The organism is Haloarcula sp. K1, from assembly GCF_001647155.1.
Taxonomy (GTDB): Archaea; Halobacteriota; Halobacteria; order Halobacteriales; family Haloarculaceae; genus Haloarcula; species Haloarcula hispanica.
On sequence record NZ_LRHL01000043.1, the window covers coordinates 335,647 to 355,156 of the forward strand.

Sequence of the window (19,510 nt, forward strand, 5' to 3'; positions counted from 1 at the left end):
ATACCTTTGCAATCATTACTCATCCAACTGCAAATAATTATAATCGCCGGGTATACTCCCCTGGCTGCGAGCGAGTGCTAATGCGAGACTATCCCACGCGAACGGCCGAATTTCAAGCGGTCACGGCCGTAGTGAAACACTATCCTTTTGACCCTGCTGTTGATAGGAAGCTGTATAATGGGCCGACGTAAGAAAATCGTCCAAGAATGTGAGACACTGATGGACGACCCGGAGCACATCCGGAACATCGCCATCGCTGCTCACGTCGATCACGGAAAAACGACACTGACAGACAATCTGCTGGCCGGTGCCGGCATGATTTCCGACGACACCGCCGGCGAACAGCTGGCGATGGACACTGAGGAAGACGAACAGGAACGTGGGATCACCATCGACGCGGCTAACGTTTCGATGACCCACGAATACGAGGACCAGAACCACCTCATCAACCTTATCGACACCCCTGGCCACGTCGACTTCGGTGGCGACGTGACCCGTGCGATGCGTGCCGTCGACGGCGCGCTGGTGGTCGTCGACGCCGTCGAGGGCGCGATGCCCCAGACCGAGACGGTGCTCCGGCAGGCGCTCCGCGAGGGCGTCAAGCCGACGCTGTTCATCAACAAGGTCGACCGCCTCATCTCCGAGCTTCAGGAAGGACCCGAGGAGATGCAGGAGCGCCTGCTCGCGGTCATTCAGGACGTCAACGACCTCATCCGCGGCATGACCGAGGAGATGGACGACATCGAGGACTGGACGGTTTCCGTCGAGGAAGGAACCGTCGGCTTCGGCTCCGCGCTGTACAAGTGGGGCGTCTCGATGCCGTCGATGCAGCGGACCGGCATGGACTTCGGCGAAATCATGGAGCTCGAGCGCAACGACAACCGCCAAGAACTCCACGAGCGCACGCCGCTGTCCGACGTGGTGCTCGACATGGTGTGTGAGCACTTCCCGAACCCTGTCGACGCCCAGCCGATGCGAGTTCCGCGTATCTGGCGTGGCGACGCCGAATCCCAGCTCGCCGAGGACATGGCGATGGTCAACGAGGACGGCGAAGTCGTCCTGATGGTCACCGACATCGGTGTCGACCCCCACGCTGGCGAAATCGCCGCCGGTCGTGTCTTCTCCGGCACGCTGGAGAAGGGGCAGGAGCTGTACGTCTCCGGAACTGCGGGCAAGAACCGCATCCAGAGCGTCGGTATCTACATGGGTGGCGAGCGCGAGGAAGTCGAGCACGTTCCCGCCGGGAACATCGCCGCCGTCACGGGCCTCAAGGACGCCATCGCTGGCTCCACCGTCTCCAGCGAGGAGATGACGCCATTCGAGTCCATCGAGCACATCTCGGAGCCGGTCATCACGAAGTCCGTCGAGGCACAGAACATGGACGACCTGCCGAAGCTCATCGAGACGCTCCAGCAGGTCGCCAAGGAAGACCCGACCATCCAGGTCGAAATTAACGAGGACACCGGCGAGCACCTCATCTCCGGGCAGGGTGAACTCCACCTGGAAGTCATCGGCCAGCGTATCGAGCGCAACCAGGGCATCCCGATCAACACCGGTGAGCCGATTGTTGTCTACCGCGAGGCCCCGCAGAACGAGAGCCGCGAAGTCGAAGGTCGGTCGCCGAACAACCACAACCGCTTCTACATCAGCATCGAGCCGCTCGGCGAGGACATCGTCGAGACCATCAAGATGGGCGAGGCGTCGATGGACATGCCAGAACTGGAGCGCCGTGAAGCGCTGCAGGAAGCCGGCATGGACAAGGACGACTCCCAGAACATCGAGCACATCCACGGGACCAACATCCTGCTCGACGAGACGAAGGGTATCCAGCACCTCAACGAGACGATGGAACTCGTCATCGAAGGCCTCGAAGAAGCCCTCGACGACGGCCCGCTCGCGTCCGAGCCGGTCCAGGGGTCGCTCATCCGTCTCCACGACGCCCGCCTCCACGAGGACGCCATCCACCGCGGCCCGGCCCAGGTCATCCCGGCCGTCCGCGAGGCTGTCCACAACGCGCTCATCGACGCCAGCATCAAGCTGCTGGAGCCGATTCAGCAGGTCCGCATCGACGTGCCCAACGACCACATGGGCGCTGCGAGCGGCGAGATTCAGGGCCGCCGTGGCCGCGTCGACGATATGTACCAGGAAGGCGACCTGATGGTCGTCGAAGGCGTCGCCCCGGTCGACGAGATGATCGGCTTCTCCTCAGACATCCGCTCGGCCACTGAGGGCCGTGCCTCCTGGAACACCGAGAACGCCGGCTTCCAGGTCCTTGCCGACAACCTCCAGCCCGACAAGATCAGCGAGATCCGCGAGCGCAAGGGCATGAAGCAGGAACTGAACCCGGCTATCGACTACTTCTAAGTACCTTTTTACTTCGTCGGGTTTCCTCGCGCCGCCGATGGCGGCGCTGCGGGAACCACTCCTCGTAAAAATCTACGCTAAAAACGACCTCCAAGTCGCGCTCTGTGAGCGCGCTCGGAGTGAAACCGCGCGCCGCCGGCGCGCGGTATGCTGTCTGCCCGCTTTCTCTTGTCTCTGCCCCGCTACAGGACTGCTCTCATTCTCCCGCTTGTTCCCGCAACCGGTCGATTCGGTTCCCCAGCGGTGGCGATTTCGAGAACGGGTTTGCGAGTCGTCGTCTCGACGGCTCCATTTCGTGGACGGTAGCGTACCGTTCGAGGGCGTCGGCAACGGCATCGGGGCCGACGCGGTCGGCCGCGTAGTCGTCGGCTGCCCGGACACCGCGGCGGGTGACCCACAGGCTGGCGACGATGAGTCCGAGACTTGCGCCGGCAAGCGGCCACAGCGGGCCGACGTCGGCCAGTGCCACGAACAGCGGAACTACTGCGACAAGCAGGCCGCCGACGACCCGGGCAAGGACTCGGGCGTTCTGGCGGCCGGCCTGGATTGCGAGCAGGGCCGTCGCCGTCTCGTCGTCGAACACGTCGAGGAACGTGCTCGTCAGGAACAGGCGGCGATACCCGGGGAAGCCGCGCACGGTCACGTTCGCGGTTCTCTCCTGTTCGGTGTCGAACACCCGGACGTCTCGGACAGTCAGTCCCGCACGCTCTTTGAGTCGCTCCAGCGTCTCCGCTGTCGGTTCGTCCGGTCTATCGACCGACCGGATTAGCGGGATGAACCACGGGGAGACAGCCTGTACGGTGACAGCGAAAACGGTAACGAGAGCCAGCAGTCCGGGGGGCGACAGCCCGGTTTCGAGCGGTACCACGACGACAGTCACCAACGCAGTGATTCCGAGGACGTACCGTCCCATCCGGACCACCGCCCGACCGGTCGAGAGTTCGATGTCACGAACGCTGCGGATACCCGGGACAGTCGGCGCGTAGGCGGCCAGTCCGACGGTGCCGGCGGCGAGCAGCTCGGCGAACGTCGCTACCACTGCTCCGACCACTCCGGTCTGCCCGCCGGCGATCAAGTGGCCGAGTCCGAGCAACAGAAAGACGACGTACGACAGCAGCGTGAATGGGAGTATGATGCCGAGGAACAACTGCCGGTATCTGGCGACGGGGTTCGAGAGTCGTCGTACGACCGCGCTTCCGAGCGCGCCGATGCCCGCTCCGACGACGGCGAGGACACCGACGAGGAACGCCGCCGTACCTATCGCTATCGGGGCTGACTGGAGGGCGTGCACATACGACACGCTTCACCGGTAGGAAAAAAACGTAGCGTTCCCTGCCCGCGACTGTCACGACGGCGGAGCCCCACGCTTAGGTCACCCGGAACCGAACGGCAGGGTATGAGTGACCGCCTTCACCAGATTGTGGACCTTCTCGTCGCTGCTGTCATCGCCGGCACGTCGACGTTCATCTGGAATCTCGTCCTGCCGACGGGGCTGGCGCTGACGCTTGCGGGGATGTTCGCGGCGATGTACTACTTTTCACGCAATCCCTGGGGGTCGCCTCGCGGCGAGGCGTACAACGAGTGGATCGACGACCTGTACGACCGCTTTCTGCCCTGAGACCAAACGAACGGTTTCTTATACGTGCCCCTGCTGAGTCATCCACAATGAGCCGAGATACCCAGGAGGTGAGCGGGCGATGAGCGACTCGACCGACGAGGTACGGTCCTACACAGTTCGGCTGGAGCTGGTCGACGAACCGGGCGAACTGCTGCGGGCGCTCGAGCCCATCGCCACGAACGGCGGGAACCTCCTCTCTATCTTCCACGAGCGGGGGAACGTGACCCCGCGGGGCCACATCCCCGTGGAGGTCGACCTGGAGGCGACCCCCGAGCGGTTCGACGGAATCGTCGACGCACTTCGGGACGCGGGCATCAACGTCATCCAGGCCGGGGCCGAGCAGTACAGCGAGGCGTTGACGATCATCCTCACCGGCCATCTCGTCAACACAGACCTCTCTGACACGCTCTCGCGGATTCACGAGTCCACGGACGCGACCGTGACCGACCTCTCGCTGTCGGCACCGGAGGGGACCGACGACGCCTCCAGCGCGCGCATCCGACTGGCGACCGAGGAAGGGGCAGTCGACGAGACGATGACTTCGATTCGTGCTGTCGCCGACGAGAAGGGGCTCCACGTCATCGAACCGCTCGCTGCGGGAGGTGAGGCATGAGGCTCGCCGTCATCGGAGCCGGTGCAGTCGGCTCCAGCGTCGTCGAATTAGCGAGCGACTACGGCCATTCGGTCACCGCGTTCGCTGACTCCAGTAGTGCCGTCATCGACAGCGCCGGCATCGACACTGCCGAGGTGCTCGACCGGAAGCGAACCGACGGCGTTGTCGGCAGTGCCGCACCCGAAGACGCGCTTTCGGCCGAGTACGACGTACTCGTCGAGGCGACGCCGACGACGCTCGGCGACGCCGAACCGGGGTTCAGCCACGTTCAGGCCGCACTCGAACGGGACCGCCACGCCGTGCTGGCGAACAAAGGCCCGGTCGCAGAGCGGTACGCCGACGTTCGCGCGCTGGAACGCGAAAGCGAGGGGAGCGTGCTGTTCGAGGCAACCGTCGGCGGCGCGATGCCGGTCCTCTCGACCATCGACGACTTCGACCCGAGCCACATTACCGCCGTCCGCGGGGTGCTCAACGGGACGGCGAACTTCATCCTCTCCCGGATGGCGACCGAGGGTCTCGATTACGAGCACGTCCTCGCGGAGGCGCAGGACCTCGGCGTTGCCGAGGCTGACCCGACCTTCGACGTCGACGGCACCGACGCGGCGCTGAAAGGCGTCATCGTCGCGAACGTCCTGGCCGATGACGAGACAGAATACACGCTCGATGACGCCGAAGTCGAGGGCATTCAGGATATCTCCGGCAGTGCGCTCGAACTCGCACGGGCTGACGGGCGGACCGTTCGGCTCATCGCCGAGGTCGTCGAGGGCTCCGTCCGCGTCGGCCCGCGGCTCGTTCCGGACAACGCGCCGCTTGCCGTCTCCGGGACCCGGAACATCGCGCAGCTAGAGACCGAACACGCCGGCCAGCTCAACATCTCCGGGCGCGGTGCCGGCGGCCCGGAAACCGCGAGCGCGGTGCTTGCCGATATCGGCCGACTGTAACGAGATAGCGGGATTTCCGACGCGCCTGTATCGTTCTCTTATTCACTGTGCTTCCCTCAGTTGGCAGTCCCGTTTGTCACTCCGAAGGACACAAACCCGGCCGTGACTGCCGGTATCGGTCGTTCTCCCTGACCAAGCTATTGGGTGCCACACTACCATGCCATGTCGTGCCGAATCGCAAGAAAGCGACGGGCTGACGCTTACACGCTTTCGAAATCGTTTTATGAACCACCAGCTAATAAACCCGATACAGCGCCTCTGCGCGTGAGAGATAACAATGAGCGACGAACAACACCAGAACCTGGCCATTATCGGCCACGTCGACCACGGGAAGAGCACGCTCGTCGGCCGACTCCTGTACGAGACAGGATCGGTACCGGAGCACGTCATCGAACAGCACAAAGAAGAAGCCGAGGAGAAGGGCAAGGGCGGCTTCGAGTTCGCCTACGTCATGGACAACCTCGCCGAAGAGCGTGAGCGCGGTGTCACCATCGACATCGCCCACCAGGAGTTCAGCACCGACGCCTACGATTTCACCATCGTGGACTGTCCTGGTCACCGCGACTTCGTGAAGAACATGATTACCGGCGCGTCCCAGGCCGACAACGCCGTCCTGGTCGTCGCCGCGGACGACGGCGTTCAGCCGCAGACTCAGGAGCACGTGTTCCTGGCCCGCACCCTGGGCATCGGCGAGCTCGTCGTCGGTGTCAACAAGATGGACCTCGTCGACTACGGCGAGTCCGAGTACAAGCAGGTCGTCGAAGAGGTCAAGGACCTCCTCACACAGGTCCGCTTCGACCCTGACAACGCCAAGTTCATCCCGCTCTCGGCGTTCGAAGGCGACAATGTCGCCGAGGAGTCCGAGAACACGGACTGGTACGACGGCGAAATCCTGCTGGAAGCACTCAACAACCTGCCGGCTCCGGAGCCGCCGACGGACGCGCCGCTCCGACTGCCGATTCAGGACGTCTACACCATCTCCGGTATCGGTACGGTCCCGGTCGGCCGTGTCGAGACGGGTATCCTGAACACGGGCGACAACGTCAGCTTCCAGCCGTCTGACGTCTCCGGTGAAGTGAAGACCGTCGAGATGCACCACGAGGAAGTCCCGAAGGCCGAGCCCGGTGACAACGTCGGCTTCAACGTCCGCGGCGTCGGCAAGGACGACATCCGACGCGGTGACGTCTGCGGTCCGGCCGACGACCCGCCGTCGGTCGCCGAGACCTTCCAGGCCCAGATCGTCGTGATGCAGCACCCGTCCGTCATCACGGAAGGGTACACGCCGGTCTTCCACGCCCACACGGCACAGGTCGCCTGTACTGTCGAGTCCATCGACAAGAAGATCGACCCGTCCTCCGGTGAGGTCGCCGAGGAGAACCCCGACTTCATCCAGAACGGGGACGCCGCCGTCGTGACGGTCCGCCCACAGAAGCCGCTCAGCATCGAGCCGTCCTCCGAGATTCCGGAGCTCGGTTCGTTCGCTATCCGCGACATGGGTCAGACCATCGCCGCCGGCAAAGTCCTCAGCGTCAACGAGCGATAACGTATGTCCCAGCAGGCACGCGTTCGGCTCGCGGGCACAAGCCCCGAGGACCTCGACGACATCTGCGCCGACGTGCGGGAGATCGCGAACAAGACCGGCGTCGAACTCTCCGGTCCGGTTCCGCTCCCCACCAAGACGCTGGAGGTTCCCACCCGCAAGTCCCCCGACGGTGAGGGGACCGCGACGTGGGAACACTGGGAGATGCGCGTCCACAAGCGGCTCATCGATATCGACGCCGACGAACGGGCACTGCGCCAGCTGATGCGCATCCAGGTTCCCAACGACGTCTCCATCGAGATCGTCCTCGAGGACTGAGCCTCGGGACCTGTCGCTTCGCGACAGCGTCGTTGTGTAGCCCGACCGAACCGCTGGCCGGGACAGTGTGAATCGCTATCGAAGGCCGCTCTCACGCGCAGGGTTTTTATAACTCCGCGTTCGAGTGGCAGACCACGCGGGCTCGTAGATCAGTGGCAGATCGCTTCCTTCGCAAGGAAGAGGCCCCGGGTTCAAATCCCGGCGAGTCCATGGCGTTACATCGTTCTGGCGAACTATCCCGAAAAGCGTCGCCTACGCCCTTCTATCTGAATCTTACTCGCAGATCAATCTGCGTATAAACTCGAAGTCAAATCGAACCACGAACGGTTACGAATCATCTGGGGTGCGGTCTTGCGATTTTGCGAAGGATTTGGCCGCTTCCCGAGCGGGGGTGGTTTCTCTTGAGTAACCGACTTGTCGAGAACGCAACTATCGAGAAGTCGAACTGCCAGCACTGCGGGGCACACGTTTCGCGTGACTTCCGGCGGACGTTCGGCGACGACGATGATATCGCCCACCGCTGTCCAGCCTGTGACTGTATGCCCCGTATCTCGCGGGGTACTGCAGCTGGGAAAGAACTCGACTACCCCGATCCGGAAGACCAGCCACAGCGGAATCAGGGCGGTCGAGTGGAAGCCCGGACTGACGGGGGTGAGAGTCTGTGAGTCCACAGTCGTCGCTTTTCGATTACGAACCAGACCTGTCGTCACTGACTGACGCCGAGCGAGAGGTGTACGAGGCTGTGGGCATGGGCCAGTATGGGCCACGGGAGTACGCCCGCAAGACTGGCCGTTCACCCGGTACTGTTGGCAACCTCCTTGGTCGTGCTCGCGAGAAACTGGAGGTGGCTCCGGCGTGACTGGATTCGTCCGCGCCTCAGAATTGTACGACATCGAAGCGGGTGAACCCCTTCAGTTCGACTGGACGAATCTCCAACCGCTTGCAGAGAGTCAATCCGAGGTCGAGCGGGCGGTGGCTGCCGTCAAGACTGACGGGGGGCGATGCGAACGATAGGGCTGGCCCCTCACGAACTCCACGCCAATCTCCTGTTCAATAGCGACGGCCTTGCGCCGTTTTTCGCACTGGACAGTGAGGTCAAGGCTGGTGAGGGGTCAAAGAGCGGCGAGTTCCTGCAGGACGGCGAGCGGTGGGTCGTTCGCCTCTCCTACCAGGACAGCAATATCGTTCACCCCGGCGAGCGGACACCACAGGGAACGGACTGGCAGCTGCAGAACATGCGTGAGTACCGGCTGAAGGTCGCTCGTCATCCCGAAGAGGATTCGGTCGGTCAGCAGGATTTCGTAGCCCATGTTGCCCCACGCTGGCCCGGAATGCAGGGCGAGCGTGACGACGGCAGCCGTATCGAGATTCCCGTTCCGGACGGCTTCGGCGAAGGTGTGAACGTCCGCGTGAAAGGGTCGAATATCGAGTTTCACCGATACCCCGAGCTACTGCAGCGGGCGGCCATCGAGATCGGCGTCACCGGTCGGTACTTCGAGGAGCCACATTCCTACAGCAACGTTCAGGACGCCGAGAAGTATGCCCGGGTTCATCGCGACGCCAGTGGGCCGGTCCATGCTCGCGATGGGCCGATTGCGGCGATGGGTCACCTCCTGGAGTCAGATCGTCGTGGCTATCGGAAGATCGTCCAGAACGATGACGACGAGCGCGGGCGGAACCTGCCAGGATACTACCACACGGCCACACTCGGCCCGAAGCGGATTCGAGAGGCGTTCCCCGACCACCACCTCCCCAAGGAGGTGAAGCACTACTACGCCCGCGAGGCGCTGTCTGTGCCCGACGACCATCCGCTATCCCACCCGAAAGTCGGCTCGTCTCTGCAGGCCTCGCTGCTGGATGATGACGAAACTGTCCGGTGGCGCGACTTGGAGACGCTGGAACGGGAGTTAGACCAGACTGTGCTGTCGGTACTGGCCGATGCGGGTATCGACATCGCACCATCTGGTTCCGGCCCATTTGTCGAAGATTCGTACTTCGAGCCGGAGGTAGACCACTCCGGCCCCGAACCGGTGGGCTTGGATCTGACGCGAGTCGAGCAGAAGCAGGAGAGTGTCGTCGTGCGCCACCTCTCAGATGGGCTCTCACCGGTGCAGTGGGAAGCACTGGAGATGTTGGTGGCAGACGGCGGGCAGGTTGCTCCGGCGGATATAGCCGACGAGTACAGCCGTCATGTCGAGAGTGTCCGTCGAGCGCTTCGAGAGATGGAAGACTTGGTGATATCGGACTATGCCGACGTGTCGCTCCGGTCGGAGTACGTCGCAGAGATGGTTCACGCCGCCGTCGACGAGGCGCGTGAAGCCACTCGCCGTGCTGTCGATACCGCGGCGAAGGCCGCGGAAGCAGCCGAACGTGGGCTGGAGAATACGATGAGCGCGTTCATCGCATGGGCAGCCCGCCATGGTATCGATGTAAAGGACGCCCGAGAGGCACAGATGACCCTGCGGTTCGGAGAGATCGAGAAGCACGGGAAAGCGATTCGTGAAGGCTTCCGGGTGTGGAAAGACGCGGGAATGCCCGAAGAGCGCTACCGGCAGGCCCAGGTCCAGCTCGCGGACGGCTCGCGAGGGACGGCCTGGCGCTGGCTCGCCACCGGGTAGCGGCCCGCCTGCTGAGAGGCATCACTGTCCAGCACCCCGAAAACACCGCTTGTTTTGCCGATTTTCTCCCTGACCGGCATGGCCGCCGGCGTGATCGAGGCTTGACCGAGCCCATAGCTCGGCCGTCGCCCGAACGGAATCAAACCCGGGGGGTTGTGATTCCGTTTAGAGGTGTGGCTAAGGCCACTTCATCAAAATACACCGCACTTCTATGCTGATAGAGCTACGCTTTCCTGAGCCGAAACTCAGTAACTACCGAGAGGATCATAACAAATATTACACTACCGACAACTCTCAAGGCTCCAAGCTGAGATATTGCTGTTAAACCGATAACGAACGAAATGAGCGCCAAACCTACTAGATTCCATAGGGTAACCCCCATATCAATATATGAGTCAGAATCCATACACTTCACACTATAAGTACCAAATGCAACAAGAAATGAAAAACCAGACACATACCCCTCGACCGGCCCATTTGAATAAATCACAATACTGGTTACAATGATTACCCCGACGGTACCCGTTAATGTACGGAACTTCTTCGGAACCTCTTGAATATGTTTTTGTTTAATAATACCAACAATAGCGAAGGTTATGAAAGATTCAATGAGGAAACCGGACATCACGGACACTGCTGCAGTTATAATACTTTCCAGAAAATCGAAGTCAACCAGATCCTGAGTAATCCCTGCTACAATTACAACTGAGATACCTATCGAAATTTTAACCTCTGTCTCATCTGCATTCTTATACTGGTCTTTAATATATTCAATCATAGGCGTATTTTATATTATAGAATATATTTTTATTAGTATCTATTGGATTTTGGTGTATATTATGACAGAAACAATTCTATTTTGATTTTGGCTTGTTGAGAATCACGATGCTCTCCTCCACCATGCCAATTGAGATGTGGTAACCGTGACGAGTGACGCATCTCCCAGTTTAACACTTTAACACCACGTCCACACACCCGATACACACCGAACACGTACCATCCGTTCGCTGCCCGTAATCGTTCGTGGTACTGGTCGTATAGCTTGAACGTACCGGGCTGGCCGTCGGCATGACGATGCATTGCCGACTTAATTTCGACCGGTGCCCCATCGGGCCGCTTCGCATCGTGCCAGCTGCATCGATCTAGTTCGAGGTCGTACCGCTTGGCGGCTTTGCGCTCGACGAGCGTGCCGTAGTGATTGGCTTTGTGGCTGCGACTCATTCGCGCACCTCGCGTGCGTCATATATAGATACTCCTCTGGGCTGTTCGCGGCCGCTGCCCATGGCTCGCGCGTGCTCGCACCGCGAGCGCACGCCATGGGCCAATACCAAGGCTGCGCCGGGGGGTTGATTGTTGTTGGGTTGCTCGAATTCCGTCGCTGTCATGCGGTTAGCTCCGTCACTTCACCAACCACGTTGCGGTGCTTGCCGTCGTCCTGATACTCGTTCCAGCGCTGTCGGACCCATTCGGCGCTGTACGGTACAAAATCGGCGATTTCGTGGTTTGGTCTGTCCGGTTCTGATTCCTTTGCCGTGATGACCGTGTAGATCGCGAGCTTTCGAGAGAGGTCTTCCGGGTCCACCTCGTCGCTGTCATCCTCACCGCTCGACCAGGACCACGTGGTCGGTTCCTTGTCGTCATAGCGCCAGTCCGTCTCGGGGATACCGGATACGGAGAAGATCGGGTTGACGCCCTTCCGGTTCCGCACGTCTTCGTAGAAGGTCGCTTCTTTCAGCCCTTCCTTGTGGACGCACACGCCGAGTTCCCGAACGAGCGGATGCACGTCACGGCCGTCGTGGCCGATGATGATGAGCGACCCGCCGTACTTCCGGATCTTGTAGGTGAGTGGCCCGAGCTTGGTTTTCGTCTCGTAGCCGTCCGACCCACTCCCGCCGGCGTTACTGCTGGCCTCGTCGAAGATGAACAGTTTTGGGACCTGCTCGTTGTGCATGGGATCACCGTCCTGTTTCAGCCACTCGTTCAGCTCGCCGTAGTTCGCCAGCCAGCCGTCACGACGGTCGCCGTCCGAGTCGGTCCACTCGTCCGTCTCTTCGAGCGTCCGGATGTTCGATGCGACCAGGGCGTCTGAGGGCTGTTGTTCCTTCCAGAGCTGTCCGAGCAGACAGGCGAAGTTCGACTTGCCAGTACCGGGCTCGGCCCATTCGTAGAACATCGGAGCGGGGCCGGTCATCTGTGCCCGGAGCTGGTCGATAGCTTTGATTCCGGAGATATCGGCCCGCTGGCCGGCGTCTCCAGTGAAGTGCTTCAACGATTGCATATCACCGTTCGCCATGGCCCGCCGTGCTGTTTCAGTGCCTTCGATGCGGATGATTTCCCGAACGTGCGAGAGATCCTTAGCCTGTCCCGGCATCTTTCCGGGCCGGTCGCAGTGGCGTGGATCGTAATGCGTTTCGAGTATCGAGAGATAGCGCGATAGTTTCTCATCACGGACGATTCCGGCGTGTTGGTGTACCTCGTCGGGATCGCGCTGGCCGTAGCCGTCCTGATACTCGCGGAACTGTGCAGGCGTGTAGAGGTCGTTTCCGTCGTCAGTCATCGTTTAGTCGTGGGTCCTGCGGTTGCTCACTGGTCGGTTCGTCTTGCCCATAGCCCACAGCGGCGTCTGCTGTGGGATCGGGTGCGTCGGTGAGGTCGTGGATGGTGGGTGCGTCTTCGGGATTCTCGCCGTCTTCGATGAGGTCACCGAAGGTCTCCTTGGCCGCTGTCTTCTGAATCATCTGGCCGCGCTCGTTGGCTTCGGCGTCGGCGGTGACGAGCTTCTTTTGCAGCTCGACGGACCCACGGGACCACCGACCACGGATTGCGGCGAGTTCTTCGGCGCGGTCGATGAGCCAGCCGTGGATATCCTGCATCTGCTTCTTGCTGGTCATTAGCTGGGTGTCCTGACAGCCTTCGAGCCAGACGCCCTCAACGCGGAGCTGGCCGATGTCTTCGAGATACTCGTACTCGCGGACAGCCCACGCGCTGCCACCGTTGACAGGATATGGGTCTGGGCCGTCGATCTCTTTCTCGCGCCAGAGTTCCGGCGGGATATAGTACTTCTCGGTCGTGTCCTCGACGGCGTTGACGTGGTGAACTTCGACCCAGTTACGTCGACGGAGCCAGCGGGCGATCTTCGCACCGACAAGATAGCAGGGGATCGCCAGCACGAGCCAGCCGACTGCGATGGCGGGAATCCACGTCGGCAGGGTCGGCAGCTGCGGCTGGTAGTAGGCGAACAGCACGGCCGCACCGACGAGCATCCCGCCGATTAGTAGCTTGTACTCGGCAAGCAGGTAGACAAGCCGGTCGCGGTTGTTCTGGAAGGTCGGTGCGGGCTTCATGCTACCTCCGGACGGCCGTTCTCGCCGCGGATTACGTTGTAGCCAGCTACGATCATCCAGATGAACGCGACAGTTGCCCCGGCGAGCCACGCCTGCAACGACGAGAGCGCGCGGAGGATGTCGAGCCCACCACCGGAGGGCTGTTGTACGATTTCGGCGTAGAGCGGCGTGTTCGCCGTGGAAATGGCGACACCGACGTAGCCGTCTTTCTCGGTGACGGGAATCTCGATGGTGGCGGTGTCGTCCGAGCGCATGGCAACCGTGCGGACGGGGATTTTCCCGCCTTCCTGGAAGCGGCCGGCGTCGGAGATCGTCACGGTCTGGACTGCGCTTGACCGGAGGGTGATTCGGGCGATTCCTTCGTCTGGCAGGTACTCTGAGCCGACGATCTCGGTCTGTCCGTCGATGCGCGTGGTATCAGTAGCGTTGGCTGTGGGCTGTGGGCCGGGTGTTTCAGCGGGGAGGTTGCCCGCGGACTGTGCGGCGGTCGGAGCGCTGACGCAGCCGAGGCTGACCACGAGCAGCGCGACGAAGAAAATGGAACGCATGGGTGGGTTAGTTCTGGAGAACGACGATAGTCAGTAGCGTGCCGATGACGGCTAATGCCACGACGGGCGGAACGCTGCCGCCACCGAGCAAGCCACCGCCAGCAGACTGTTTCAAGGCCTTCTCACGCGCTTCGATCTGTGCGCGCTTGTAGGCGAGATCCTCGTACTGCTGTTTGAGTTCGGTGACGTTGGTCGTCTCGTATGTCGTCTTCTGGATAGTGACGTTCTGGACAGTCTGACCGTCCTGCGTCGAGATACTGTCGATGGTGAACTCTCCATCCAGCTCGACAATGCGATCCGAGGTAACGACGTACTGCGTGCCACCGATATTGGACGTGTTGTAGGTCGTTCCGTTCTCGAACTGACCGCTGGCCGGATTTTCTTGAGAGAACAGTACGCCCTCGTACTGCGTACCGGATTCAGTGGTGACGTTGAAGCTCCCGATCTGGTCGAAGTTCTCCGGAGAGTTGGTGCCAAGCAGAGTGAGCTGTGCGGCGGCCCAGCCTTGGAAGTCGTCGCCCGGCGACTGCTGGGACGCCAGCACGTACGGGTCCATGAGGTCGCTATTGTTGATTTCGCCAGCCTGGTAGGCGCTATACGTGTTCTCTGCCAGCGTATCCATTTCATTCCGAACAGTCTGGTCTTGATTCTCGATAGTCGTCCACGTAGACTGATACCGCTCGAAGGGTACGACAGCAACATATGACGTATCGGAACTGTATCCATGGACTCCGAGCGACTTCGCCGATATACCGAGGGTTGCACCAGATTTCGCAGTGTTTGTGATGTAGTGGTCGTACGTTTCGGTGTCGCCACCCGGACCGTAGGTCTTGGATATTTGGACGTATGTGTAGTCCTCAGTCGTGCCATCAGTGAGAGTTACGGAGTCTGTCGGTTGATTCCAGTCGTAAGTGTAGTCTCCGGTGCTTGATAGCGACTGGTCGTCAGTATCCACGTAGCTACTGTCTATGCTCTCGTTGAGGGCAGTACTACGCAGGTACTTGAAGTGGGAGACGGTCAGTGTGTACTCAGCCAGCAGATTCCGCTGGTGGGTCGCGTAGAAATCACTTACAGCCTCTTTAGCCGCATTCTTAGCGGCTGACTTACTGCTTCCGTTGTTTAGTGCGCGGATATAGGCGTTTTTGCCCTCAATGCGAGCTTGCGTCTTAGCATCCTTCAGGTCGTTGTTCAGGACGGTTAGCGTGTTGTCAGTGCTAGCATTGCTGTTGAGGGCAGACTGATAGATGTCCGTTTTGACCTGTGCAGTGTCGGTATTCGTCGTGTTGACGGTCGTCGTGCCCGGTTGAGGCGTACAGTCCAGATTCTCGACGCCGGAGAGTGCATTACCGATTTTGTCGGACGTGTCGCAGGTCAAATCAGAGTCGCCGCCGGTGGTCCCGACGACGGTCCGAACGAGGTTCACACCGCCGAGAAGCCCGCTCTTGGAGTCGAACGTCGGTTCGCCGCCGGAGTAGTCCGACACCGTGACGTTCACGGTTTCATACGCGCCGTCGTTGAAGAACAGGAGTTGGTCTTCTTTGAGGTTCGCGGTGTTGTACGTTTCGCGGGCTAAGACGGTCGTTCCAGTGGACGGGCCGCCCTGCGTGGTGTACTCGACGGTGAACTCCGAGCCACCGTCGAGATTGCTGGTATCAACAATCAGCGTCGTTGGGGAGCCGGTGTACTCGTAGGTGACTGGCCCGCTGTCCGTGGCTGTCTGTGCCAGTGCGGGACCGACGGCCCCCACGACGGCGGAACAGACGATGAGCGCGGCCAGCAGGACCGAGCGAGCACGGGTCACTGTTCTTGCCCCCCGTCGGTTTCGACCTGCTCGACGCTGGTGCGAACCTCTTGGTCGTCAGCGCCGGCGGCGGTGTCCTTCTGCTGTGCGTGGTGCGCGGCGATAACGCCGCCGGCGACGACGGCGGGACTGACGACGGGAAGCGGGGAGCCGATGACAGCCGCGGCAATTGTGGACCCAGAGATGCCGATGACGCCCATAAGCCCATAGCTGAGTATGCGGTCCATCGGATTCACCCCAGGTAGCTGATGACGTAGTAGCCGGCAGCCTCAACGCCAACGACGACAAGACCGATAGCGGCCGAACCGACCACGATATCCTGCGCGCCGAGGATGTTTAGCCCGGTGAACAGGACGATGACGAGTGTCCCGAGCGCGAGGTAGGTTTCGACAGTGGCCGAGCCCTTGGCGATCTCGACGAGGTCGGTGTCGAGCTGGTAGTTCTTGTTCCGACTCTCGTTGACGCGGTTGGTGGCGTAAGCCATCGCCAGGGCGGTGAGCGACAGCAGAAACGCGAGGTCGATACTCGTGCCCTGAATGGAGAATACAGAGGCAGCGAGGTCGTAACCGAGCAGACTGATCGATGCGATACCGTTGGTGACGAACGCACTGGCGGTGAAAATCACACCGGCCAGGGCGTCTTCGATGTCTATCTTTCCGAACATGGGTTGCACCGGCCGTGAGTACGACCGTATTCCGGCCGTGCAGTCTGCTGGCTAGAAAGCACCGAATCGCGGTATTCCCGGGACTCAGTAAATTTTAGTATCGGGACTGCACCGCCGGTGGCATGGAGATGCGAAAACTCTCTCCGGCAGGCGGGTGCGTGACCGTCTCGATACCGATAGACGATCTCCGCGAGCGCGGTGTCGTCGACGAGGATGGCGAGCTGGTGGGAAACCACTGGGCGAAGGTCGAGAGTCTTGACCAGGACGACGAAGGCGACTACCGATTAGAGTTGGTCAGCCCATGATGCGAGCCCGACCCCATGGAGTCAGATACAGATGTAACGCCAATCCTCGATGTATGCACCTGTGGGCTGTGGGCCGTGGGCTACGGTGCATAGAATGAGCCAGTCTGGCTGGGAGGTTTCCCCGATCACGCCGACGGCCCGGTCCCAGTTTATAAACAACCACCCTATCGCTCACTCCAGAACGACGCGAACCAACCCCCGGTACATACACTCGTTTAAACAATGACCCGACGCACCAGTCTCAAGATCACTGACGAACGGCAACGACTACTGGATAAGGCCAGTGCAATTGTCGCCAGTGATCAGTACGACGATCCGCCGATGTCCGACGTACTGGATGCAGCGTTGACCCACCTTGTCGAGAGCGAGGAGAACATTGACGACGCGCGTGGGGATCTGGACCCAGAGACGATCCAGCAGTTCAACACCAGTGTGATCGGGCTACGGTATCGGACGAGTGTCGAGAGTAAGTGGCGATAGTCAACTTCTCAGAGGTTACTTAGTGAAAATGAGAACCTGTCGTTATGATTCATTTCAAAGGCCACCTGCGCGATGTCGATATTTTCTGTACCATCTGGAATACCTCGCGAAACAGTAGAATCAACCTCTTTCTCCAGGCCATATTTTGGCACAATCTCTTTGACGTGCTCAGTGAACTTGCTGTACATCGTTTTGTCTGGATTATTTCCGGGTACAGAATAGCCCAGGTCTCGTAATCCCTCACATGACTTAGAATTGAGTGTAGCGTACTGTGATGGATCAATCACCTCTAGTAGTTCGCTTAGTGTTGCAACCCCCATTCCAGGAATATCTTCGTTAATCGCTTCTGGACCTTTTGAAGCAGCACGTTCGAGTAGATCTCGCATCTCGGTAGCTGTATAGCCTTTATTCAGGGTACGCTTCCGAACGAAATGAGCTGGATCTCCAAAATGGCGATATGCCCACCATGTTTCTCCAAACTCAAGGAGCGATTGGGAAGTGGGGTTGGTACGGAACGTTTCCCAGTATTTCCGCTTATTTTCGATACTGAACTGCTCACCACGTACTGGTTGATCCCAATACTCACTCGTCATTCTCCATTAGGATTGTCTCTTCAAATATAAAAAACTCAACTACTTTTCAAACGAGTGACCTCCTCTAATATGACTTCAATCATTGGAAGTGAGGTCAATAACCCCATCAAAGCCTTCGGAGAATAGTAGGTGAGGCTGCAACAGCGTTTTCTGTGAGTACGATAGATGTACGCACGTATGTCAGAAGCCGATGCGAACGACGGCGATCCCGAGATTGACAGGATCAACCTCCGCATCGCTCGGTCATTTCTCGATGTCGTCGACGAGACATGGCGCGAGCGTGGGTTCAACAGCCGAAGCGAGTTCATCCGGTTCGCACTTCGTGACACGGTGAATCACCCGGAAGGGGCCGGCGTGTGGAAGGACCTCGCAATCAGTGAAGCGCAGTTCGACGAGGGTGACGGCATTTCGAGCGACGAGATCAGAGCACAGTATGGGACAGACAGCGAGTGACGACGAGTGGGACTGGGAGTTTTCGCCCCGAGCTGAAAACCAGTTCTCGCAGTTGGATGCCGATATCCAGCAACGGATAATCGACAAACTGGATGAAGTTGTATCGTCAGAGTGGCGTAACCCCGATGAGTTTCTTGAACCACTGACGAACTCCCCGTTCCAGAAGCTACGTGTTGGTGGCTATCGTCTTGGATGTCGGTTAGTACGTGAGTCGAAGATGCTCCGAGTAGAGAGTATCCGGAAGCGTGAAGGTGCGTACAAAGGCGACGATTGAATCTTTCTCTGGTCAGCAACACGATCTCGTCTAAGTCAGACCGATTGTGGTAAATGACTAACTTACGAACAGCCCCTGTCCAACTTGTTGGCTAGAACACTGACACACTATTAGGGCGGGGAATGCCCAATACACCAGTGCATCTGGAATCCAAGACCATACGACACCCATTACGGCGTTCGGAGACTACGGTCTTGAACGGGAACTGGGAATTTTAACGCCAGAAAATGACAAAAATAATAGGGTTCCCGCAGTTTAAACTGAAAGATTAGAATAATTTTCTGCTTTACATACAAGATTTAAGTATTACCTTATCTATATCTGACTTGATGAACGCGGGACTAGTCGGAAGAGTTCACGGAGAATTTGAAGATATCGACACCGCTCAATTTCCACAAACACGTCAAGAGCGTGGGGAAAATCTACGGTCAACATTACAAATCACAGACAAAGTTGAAAATATCAGTGGAACATCAATCATAGTCGGAAACGCTGCAGAACAGACTCAGTCCGAAGTTGAATCTGTACAAATTGACGAGGACGGTAATATAATTGAAAAAGAACCATCTACACAGATTGAAACGCTTTCCACAGTGTTTGCAGGTGTTCCTGGCCAGTTTATCTTAGTTGAAAGTTCGAAATGTACGTTTGCTTTCGACTTGATTGGAAAGGCAACTGGCACTATGATTGAGCCTATCCAATTTAATTTAAATGCATTAGCTGCCGATTTTCAGGAGGATGCAGAGTTCTGGATGGGAGGATTTTACGATCATAATGGGATGACTTCAAACGGTGTCGCTTACGGGGATGATGTATTTTCAGATACCGAGCTAGGAGATTCTCTGTGGGACAGTAGTAAGAATCAGCTCGGTATGGATTTCGAATATAATACTGAGCAAATCCGTCTCCGCATAACTGAAGGTGGATATGTTGAAGCCCACGGCTCCGACGACTTCGAAACACTATCCTTAGTTCGGTTAGTCAATGATTTGTTACTTAACTATGAGTCAGAACCAACGGAGGAATAAAAAATGCC

25 protein-coding genes and 1 tRNA gene are annotated in these 19,510 nt (G+C 59.1%); 16 read left to right on the plus strand and 10 right to left on the minus strand.

Annotated features, from left to right (window positions below; translation table 11 throughout):
* The first annotated feature begins 177 nt into the window (after window positions 1–177).
* Window positions 178–2,364 carry an elongation factor EF-2 gene (locus AV929_RS15155; RefSeq protein WP_014041481.1) on the plus strand — a complete coding sequence of 729 codons (2,187 nt, stop codon included), beginning with the start codon at window positions 178–180 and terminating at the stop codon, window positions 2,362–2,364.
* Window positions 2,365–2,560: 196 nt separating this feature from the next.
* Here the strand turns inward: AV929_RS15155 and AV929_RS15160 are convergent, their stop codons facing one another.
* Window positions 2,561–3,655: a peptidase gene (locus AV929_RS15160; protein WP_014041480.1), complete on the minus strand. Its 1,095-nt coding sequence runs from the start codon at window positions 3,653–3,655 to the stop codon at window positions 2,561–2,563.
* Between the two features lie 105 nt (window positions 3,656–3,760).
* On the opposite strand from AV929_RS15160, the gene AV929_RS15165 reads away from it, so the two are divergent.
* The 10 genes from AV929_RS15165 (at window position 3,761) to AV929_RS15200 (ending at window position 10,012) form a co-directional block, all read left to right on the plus strand.
* Window positions 3,761–3,982, plus strand: a complete 222-nt coding sequence (locus AV929_RS15165; RefSeq protein WP_014041479.1) for a hypothetical protein — start codon at window positions 3,761–3,763, stop codon at window positions 3,980–3,982.
* Between the two features lie 79 nt (window positions 3,983–4,061).
* Window positions 4,062–4,595 (plus strand): amino acid-binding protein, encoded by a 534-nt coding sequence (locus tag AV929_RS15170; protein ID WP_008307542.1) that lies wholly within the window; start codon window positions 4,062–4,064, stop codon window positions 4,593–4,595.
* Window positions 4,592–5,536 carry a homoserine dehydrogenase gene (locus AV929_RS15175; protein ID WP_064288635.1) on the plus strand — a complete coding sequence of 315 codons (945 nt, stop codon included), beginning with the start codon at window positions 4,592–4,594 and terminating at the stop codon, window positions 5,534–5,536. The genes AV929_RS15170 and AV929_RS15175 overlap by 4 nt, the downstream gene beginning before the upstream one ends.
* Before the next feature lie 277 nt (window positions 5,537–5,813).
* On the plus strand, window positions 5,814–7,079 hold the full coding sequence (gene tuf / locus AV929_RS15180) for a translation elongation factor EF-1 subunit alpha (RefSeq protein WP_005537153.1): 1,266 nt from the start codon (window positions 5,814–5,816) through the stop codon (window positions 7,077–7,079).
* A gap of 3 nt (window positions 7,080–7,082) precedes the next feature.
* A complete protein-coding gene (rpsJ, locus tag AV929_RS15185) occupies window positions 7,083–7,394 on the plus strand; it encodes a 30S ribosomal protein S10 (RefSeq protein WP_004515425.1) in 312 nt (103 codons plus the stop codon).
* Window positions 7,395–7,532: 138 nt separating this feature from the next.
* A tRNA-Ala gene (locus AV929_RS15190) sits at window positions 7,533–7,604 on the plus strand.
* A 191-nt stretch (window positions 7,605–7,795) separates the two neighbouring features.
* Entirely contained in the window at window positions 7,796–8,059 is a 264-nt protein-coding gene (locus AV929_RS15195; RefSeq protein ID WP_064288636.1) for a hypothetical protein, read from the plus strand.
* Window positions 8,056–8,253: an RNA polymerase sigma factor gene (locus AV929_RS21490; RefSeq protein WP_080510092.1), complete on the plus strand. Its 198-nt coding sequence runs from the start codon at window positions 8,056–8,058 to the stop codon at window positions 8,251–8,253. Before AV929_RS15195 ends, AV929_RS21490 begins: the two co-directional genes overlap by 4 nt.
* A complete protein-coding gene (locus AV929_RS22435; protein WP_191449565.1) occupies window positions 8,250–8,408 on the plus strand; it encodes a hypothetical protein in 159 nt (52 codons plus the stop codon). Before AV929_RS21490 ends, AV929_RS22435 begins: the two co-directional genes overlap by 4 nt.
* Entirely contained in the window at window positions 8,396–10,012 is a 1,617-nt protein-coding gene (locus tag AV929_RS15200) for a MarR family transcriptional regulator (protein WP_064288637.1), read from the plus strand. Before AV929_RS22435 ends, AV929_RS15200 begins: the two co-directional genes overlap by 13 nt.
* A gap of 223 nt (window positions 10,013–10,235) precedes the next feature.
* On the opposite strand, the gene AV929_RS15205 is transcribed toward AV929_RS15200, so the two are convergent.
* The 8 genes from AV929_RS15205 to AV929_RS15235 form a co-directional block, all read right to left on the minus strand.
* Window positions 10,236–10,790: a hypothetical protein gene (locus AV929_RS15205; protein WP_064288638.1), complete on the minus strand. Its 555-nt coding sequence runs from the start codon at window positions 10,788–10,790 to the stop codon at window positions 10,236–10,238.
* A 59-nt stretch (window positions 10,791–10,849) separates the two neighbouring features.
* On the minus strand, window positions 10,850–11,233 hold the full coding sequence (locus tag AV929_RS21495; protein WP_080510093.1) for a hypothetical protein: 384 nt from the start codon (window positions 11,231–11,233) through the stop codon (window positions 10,850–10,852).
* 160 nt (window positions 11,234–11,393) lie between these two features.
* The gene (locus tag AV929_RS15210; protein WP_064288639.1) at window positions 11,394–12,569 is read right to left on the minus strand and encodes a hypothetical protein; all 1,176 of its coding nucleotides are present in this window, start codon (window positions 12,567–12,569) and stop codon (window positions 11,394–11,396) included.
* Window positions 12,562–13,356: a hypothetical protein gene (locus AV929_RS15215; RefSeq protein ID WP_064288640.1), complete on the minus strand. Its 795-nt coding sequence runs from the start codon at window positions 13,354–13,356 to the stop codon at window positions 12,562–12,564. Before AV929_RS15215 ends, AV929_RS15210 begins: the two co-directional genes overlap by 8 nt.
* Entirely contained in the window at window positions 13,353–13,904 is a 552-nt protein-coding gene (locus AV929_RS15220; protein ID WP_064288641.1) for a hypothetical protein, read from the minus strand. The genes AV929_RS15215 and AV929_RS15220 overlap by 4 nt, the downstream gene beginning before the upstream one ends.
* A gap of 7 nt (window positions 13,905–13,911) precedes the next feature.
* Window positions 13,912–15,705, minus strand: a complete 1,794-nt coding sequence (locus AV929_RS15225; protein ID WP_064288642.1) for a hypothetical protein — start codon at window positions 15,703–15,705, stop codon at window positions 13,912–13,914.
* A complete protein-coding gene (locus AV929_RS15230; RefSeq protein ID WP_064288643.1) occupies window positions 15,702–15,932 on the minus strand; it encodes a hypothetical protein in 231 nt (76 codons plus the stop codon). The genes AV929_RS15225 and AV929_RS15230 overlap by 4 nt, the downstream gene beginning before the upstream one ends.
* 5 nt (window positions 15,933–15,937) lie before the next feature.
* Complete coding sequence (locus AV929_RS15235) at window positions 15,938–16,369, minus strand: hypothetical protein (RefSeq protein ID WP_064288644.1); 432 nt, start codon at window positions 16,367–16,369, stop codon at window positions 15,938–15,940.
* Between the two features lie 122 nt (window positions 16,370–16,491).
* On the opposite strand from AV929_RS15235, the gene AV929_RS15240 reads away from it, so the two are divergent.
* Complete coding sequence (locus AV929_RS15240; protein WP_005537171.1) at window positions 16,492–16,674, plus strand: hypothetical protein; 183 nt, start codon at window positions 16,492–16,494, stop codon at window positions 16,672–16,674.
* 222 nt (window positions 16,675–16,896) lie between these two features.
* Entirely contained in the window at window positions 16,897–17,154 is a 258-nt protein-coding gene (locus AV929_RS15245; protein WP_064288645.1) for a hypothetical protein, read from the plus strand.
* An 8-nt stretch (window positions 17,155–17,162) separates the two neighbouring features.
* Here AV929_RS15245 and AV929_RS21935 read toward each other — a convergent pair whose 3' ends face one another.
* Entirely contained in the window at window positions 17,163–17,747 is a 585-nt protein-coding gene (locus AV929_RS21935) for a hypothetical protein (RefSeq protein ID WP_155120752.1), read from the minus strand.
* Window positions 17,748–17,924: 177 nt separating this feature from the next.
* On the opposite strand from AV929_RS21935, the gene AV929_RS15255 reads away from it, so the two are divergent.
* From AV929_RS15255 to AV929_RS21940, 3 genes are all read left to right on the plus strand, one after another.
* Window positions 17,925–18,200 (plus strand): ribbon-helix-helix domain-containing protein, encoded by a 276-nt coding sequence (locus tag AV929_RS15255; RefSeq protein ID WP_014041466.1) that lies wholly within the window; start codon window positions 17,925–17,927, stop codon window positions 18,198–18,200.
* A complete protein-coding gene (locus tag AV929_RS15260) occupies window positions 18,181–18,474 on the plus strand; it encodes a type II toxin-antitoxin system RelE/ParE family toxin (protein WP_064288647.1) in 294 nt (97 codons plus the stop codon). Before AV929_RS15255 ends, AV929_RS15260 begins: the two co-directional genes overlap by 20 nt.
* A gap of 329 nt (window positions 18,475–18,803) precedes the next feature.
* Window positions 18,804–19,502, plus strand: a complete 699-nt coding sequence (locus tag AV929_RS21940) for a hypothetical protein (protein ID WP_155120753.1) — start codon at window positions 18,804–18,806, stop codon at window positions 19,500–19,502.
* The last annotated feature ends 8 nt before the right edge of the window (window positions 19,503–19,510 follow it).

What these genes read in the sequence shown, in the direction of transcription:
- AV929_RS15155 (WP_014041481.1), top strand. Translation starts at nt 178, where the DNA reads ATGGGCCGACGTAAGAAAATCGTCCAAGAATGTGAGACACTGATGGAC.
- AV929_RS15165 (WP_014041479.1), top strand. Translation starts at nt 3,761, where the DNA reads ATGAGTGACCGCCTTCACCAGATTGTGGACCTTCTCGTCGCTGCTGTC.
- AV929_RS15170 (WP_008307542.1), top strand. Translation starts at nt 4,062, where the DNA reads ATGAGCGACTCGACCGACGAGGTACGGTCCTACACAGTTCGGCTGGAG.
- AV929_RS15175 (WP_064288635.1), top strand. Translation starts at nt 4,592, where the DNA reads ATGAGGCTCGCCGTCATCGGAGCCGGTGCAGTCGGCTCCAGCGTCGTC.
- tuf (WP_005537153.1), top strand. Translation starts at nt 5,814, where the DNA reads ATGAGCGACGAACAACACCAGAACCTGGCCATTATCGGCCACGTCGAC.
- rpsJ (WP_004515425.1), top strand. Translation starts at nt 7,083, where the DNA reads ATGTCCCAGCAGGCACGCGTTCGGCTCGCGGGCACAAGCCCCGAGGAC.
- AV929_RS15200 (WP_064288637.1), top strand. Translation starts at nt 8,396, where the DNA reads ATGCGAACGATAGGGCTGGCCCCTCACGAACTCCACGCCAATCTCCTG.
- AV929_RS15205 (WP_064288638.1), bottom strand. Translation starts at nt 10,790, where the DNA reads ATGATTGAATATATTAAAGACCAGTATAAGAATGCAGATGAGACAGAG.
- AV929_RS21495 (WP_080510093.1), bottom strand. Translation starts at nt 11,233, where the DNA reads ATGAGTCGCAGCCACAAAGCCAATCACTACGGCACGCTCGTCGAGCGC.
- AV929_RS15210 (WP_064288639.1), bottom strand. Translation starts at nt 12,569, where the DNA reads ATGACTGACGACGGAAACGACCTCTACACGCCTGCACAGTTCCGCGAG.
- AV929_RS15215 (WP_064288640.1), bottom strand. Translation starts at nt 13,356, where the DNA reads ATGAAGCCCGCACCGACCTTCCAGAACAACCGCGACCGGCTTGTCTAC.
- AV929_RS15220 (WP_064288641.1), bottom strand. Translation starts at nt 13,904, where the DNA reads ATGCGTTCCATTTTCTTCGTCGCGCTGCTCGTGGTCAGCCTCGGCTGC.
- AV929_RS15230 (WP_064288643.1), bottom strand. Translation starts at nt 15,932, where the DNA reads ATGGACCGCATACTCAGCTATGGGCTTATGGGCGTCATCGGCATCTCT.
- AV929_RS15235 (WP_064288644.1), bottom strand. Translation starts at nt 16,369, where the DNA reads ATGTTCGGAAAGATAGACATCGAAGACGCCCTGGCCGGTGTGATTTTC.
- AV929_RS15240 (WP_005537171.1), top strand. Translation starts at nt 16,492, where the DNA reads ATGGAGATGCGAAAACTCTCTCCGGCAGGCGGGTGCGTGACCGTCTCG.
- AV929_RS15245 (WP_064288645.1), top strand. Translation starts at nt 16,897, where the DNA reads ATGACCCGACGCACCAGTCTCAAGATCACTGACGAACGGCAACGACTA.
- AV929_RS21935 (WP_155120752.1), bottom strand. Translation starts at nt 17,747, where the DNA reads ATGACGAGTGAGTATTGGGATCAACCAGTACGTGGTGAGCAGTTCAGT.
- AV929_RS15255 (WP_014041466.1), top strand. Translation starts at nt 17,925, where the DNA reads ATGTCAGAAGCCGATGCGAACGACGGCGATCCCGAGATTGACAGGATC.
- AV929_RS15260 (WP_064288647.1), top strand. Translation starts at nt 18,181, where the DNA reads ATGGGACAGACAGCGAGTGACGACGAGTGGGACTGGGAGTTTTCGCCC.
- AV929_RS21940 (WP_155120753.1), top strand. Translation starts at nt 18,804, where the DNA reads ATGAACGCGGGACTAGTCGGAAGAGTTCACGGAGAATTTGAAGATATC.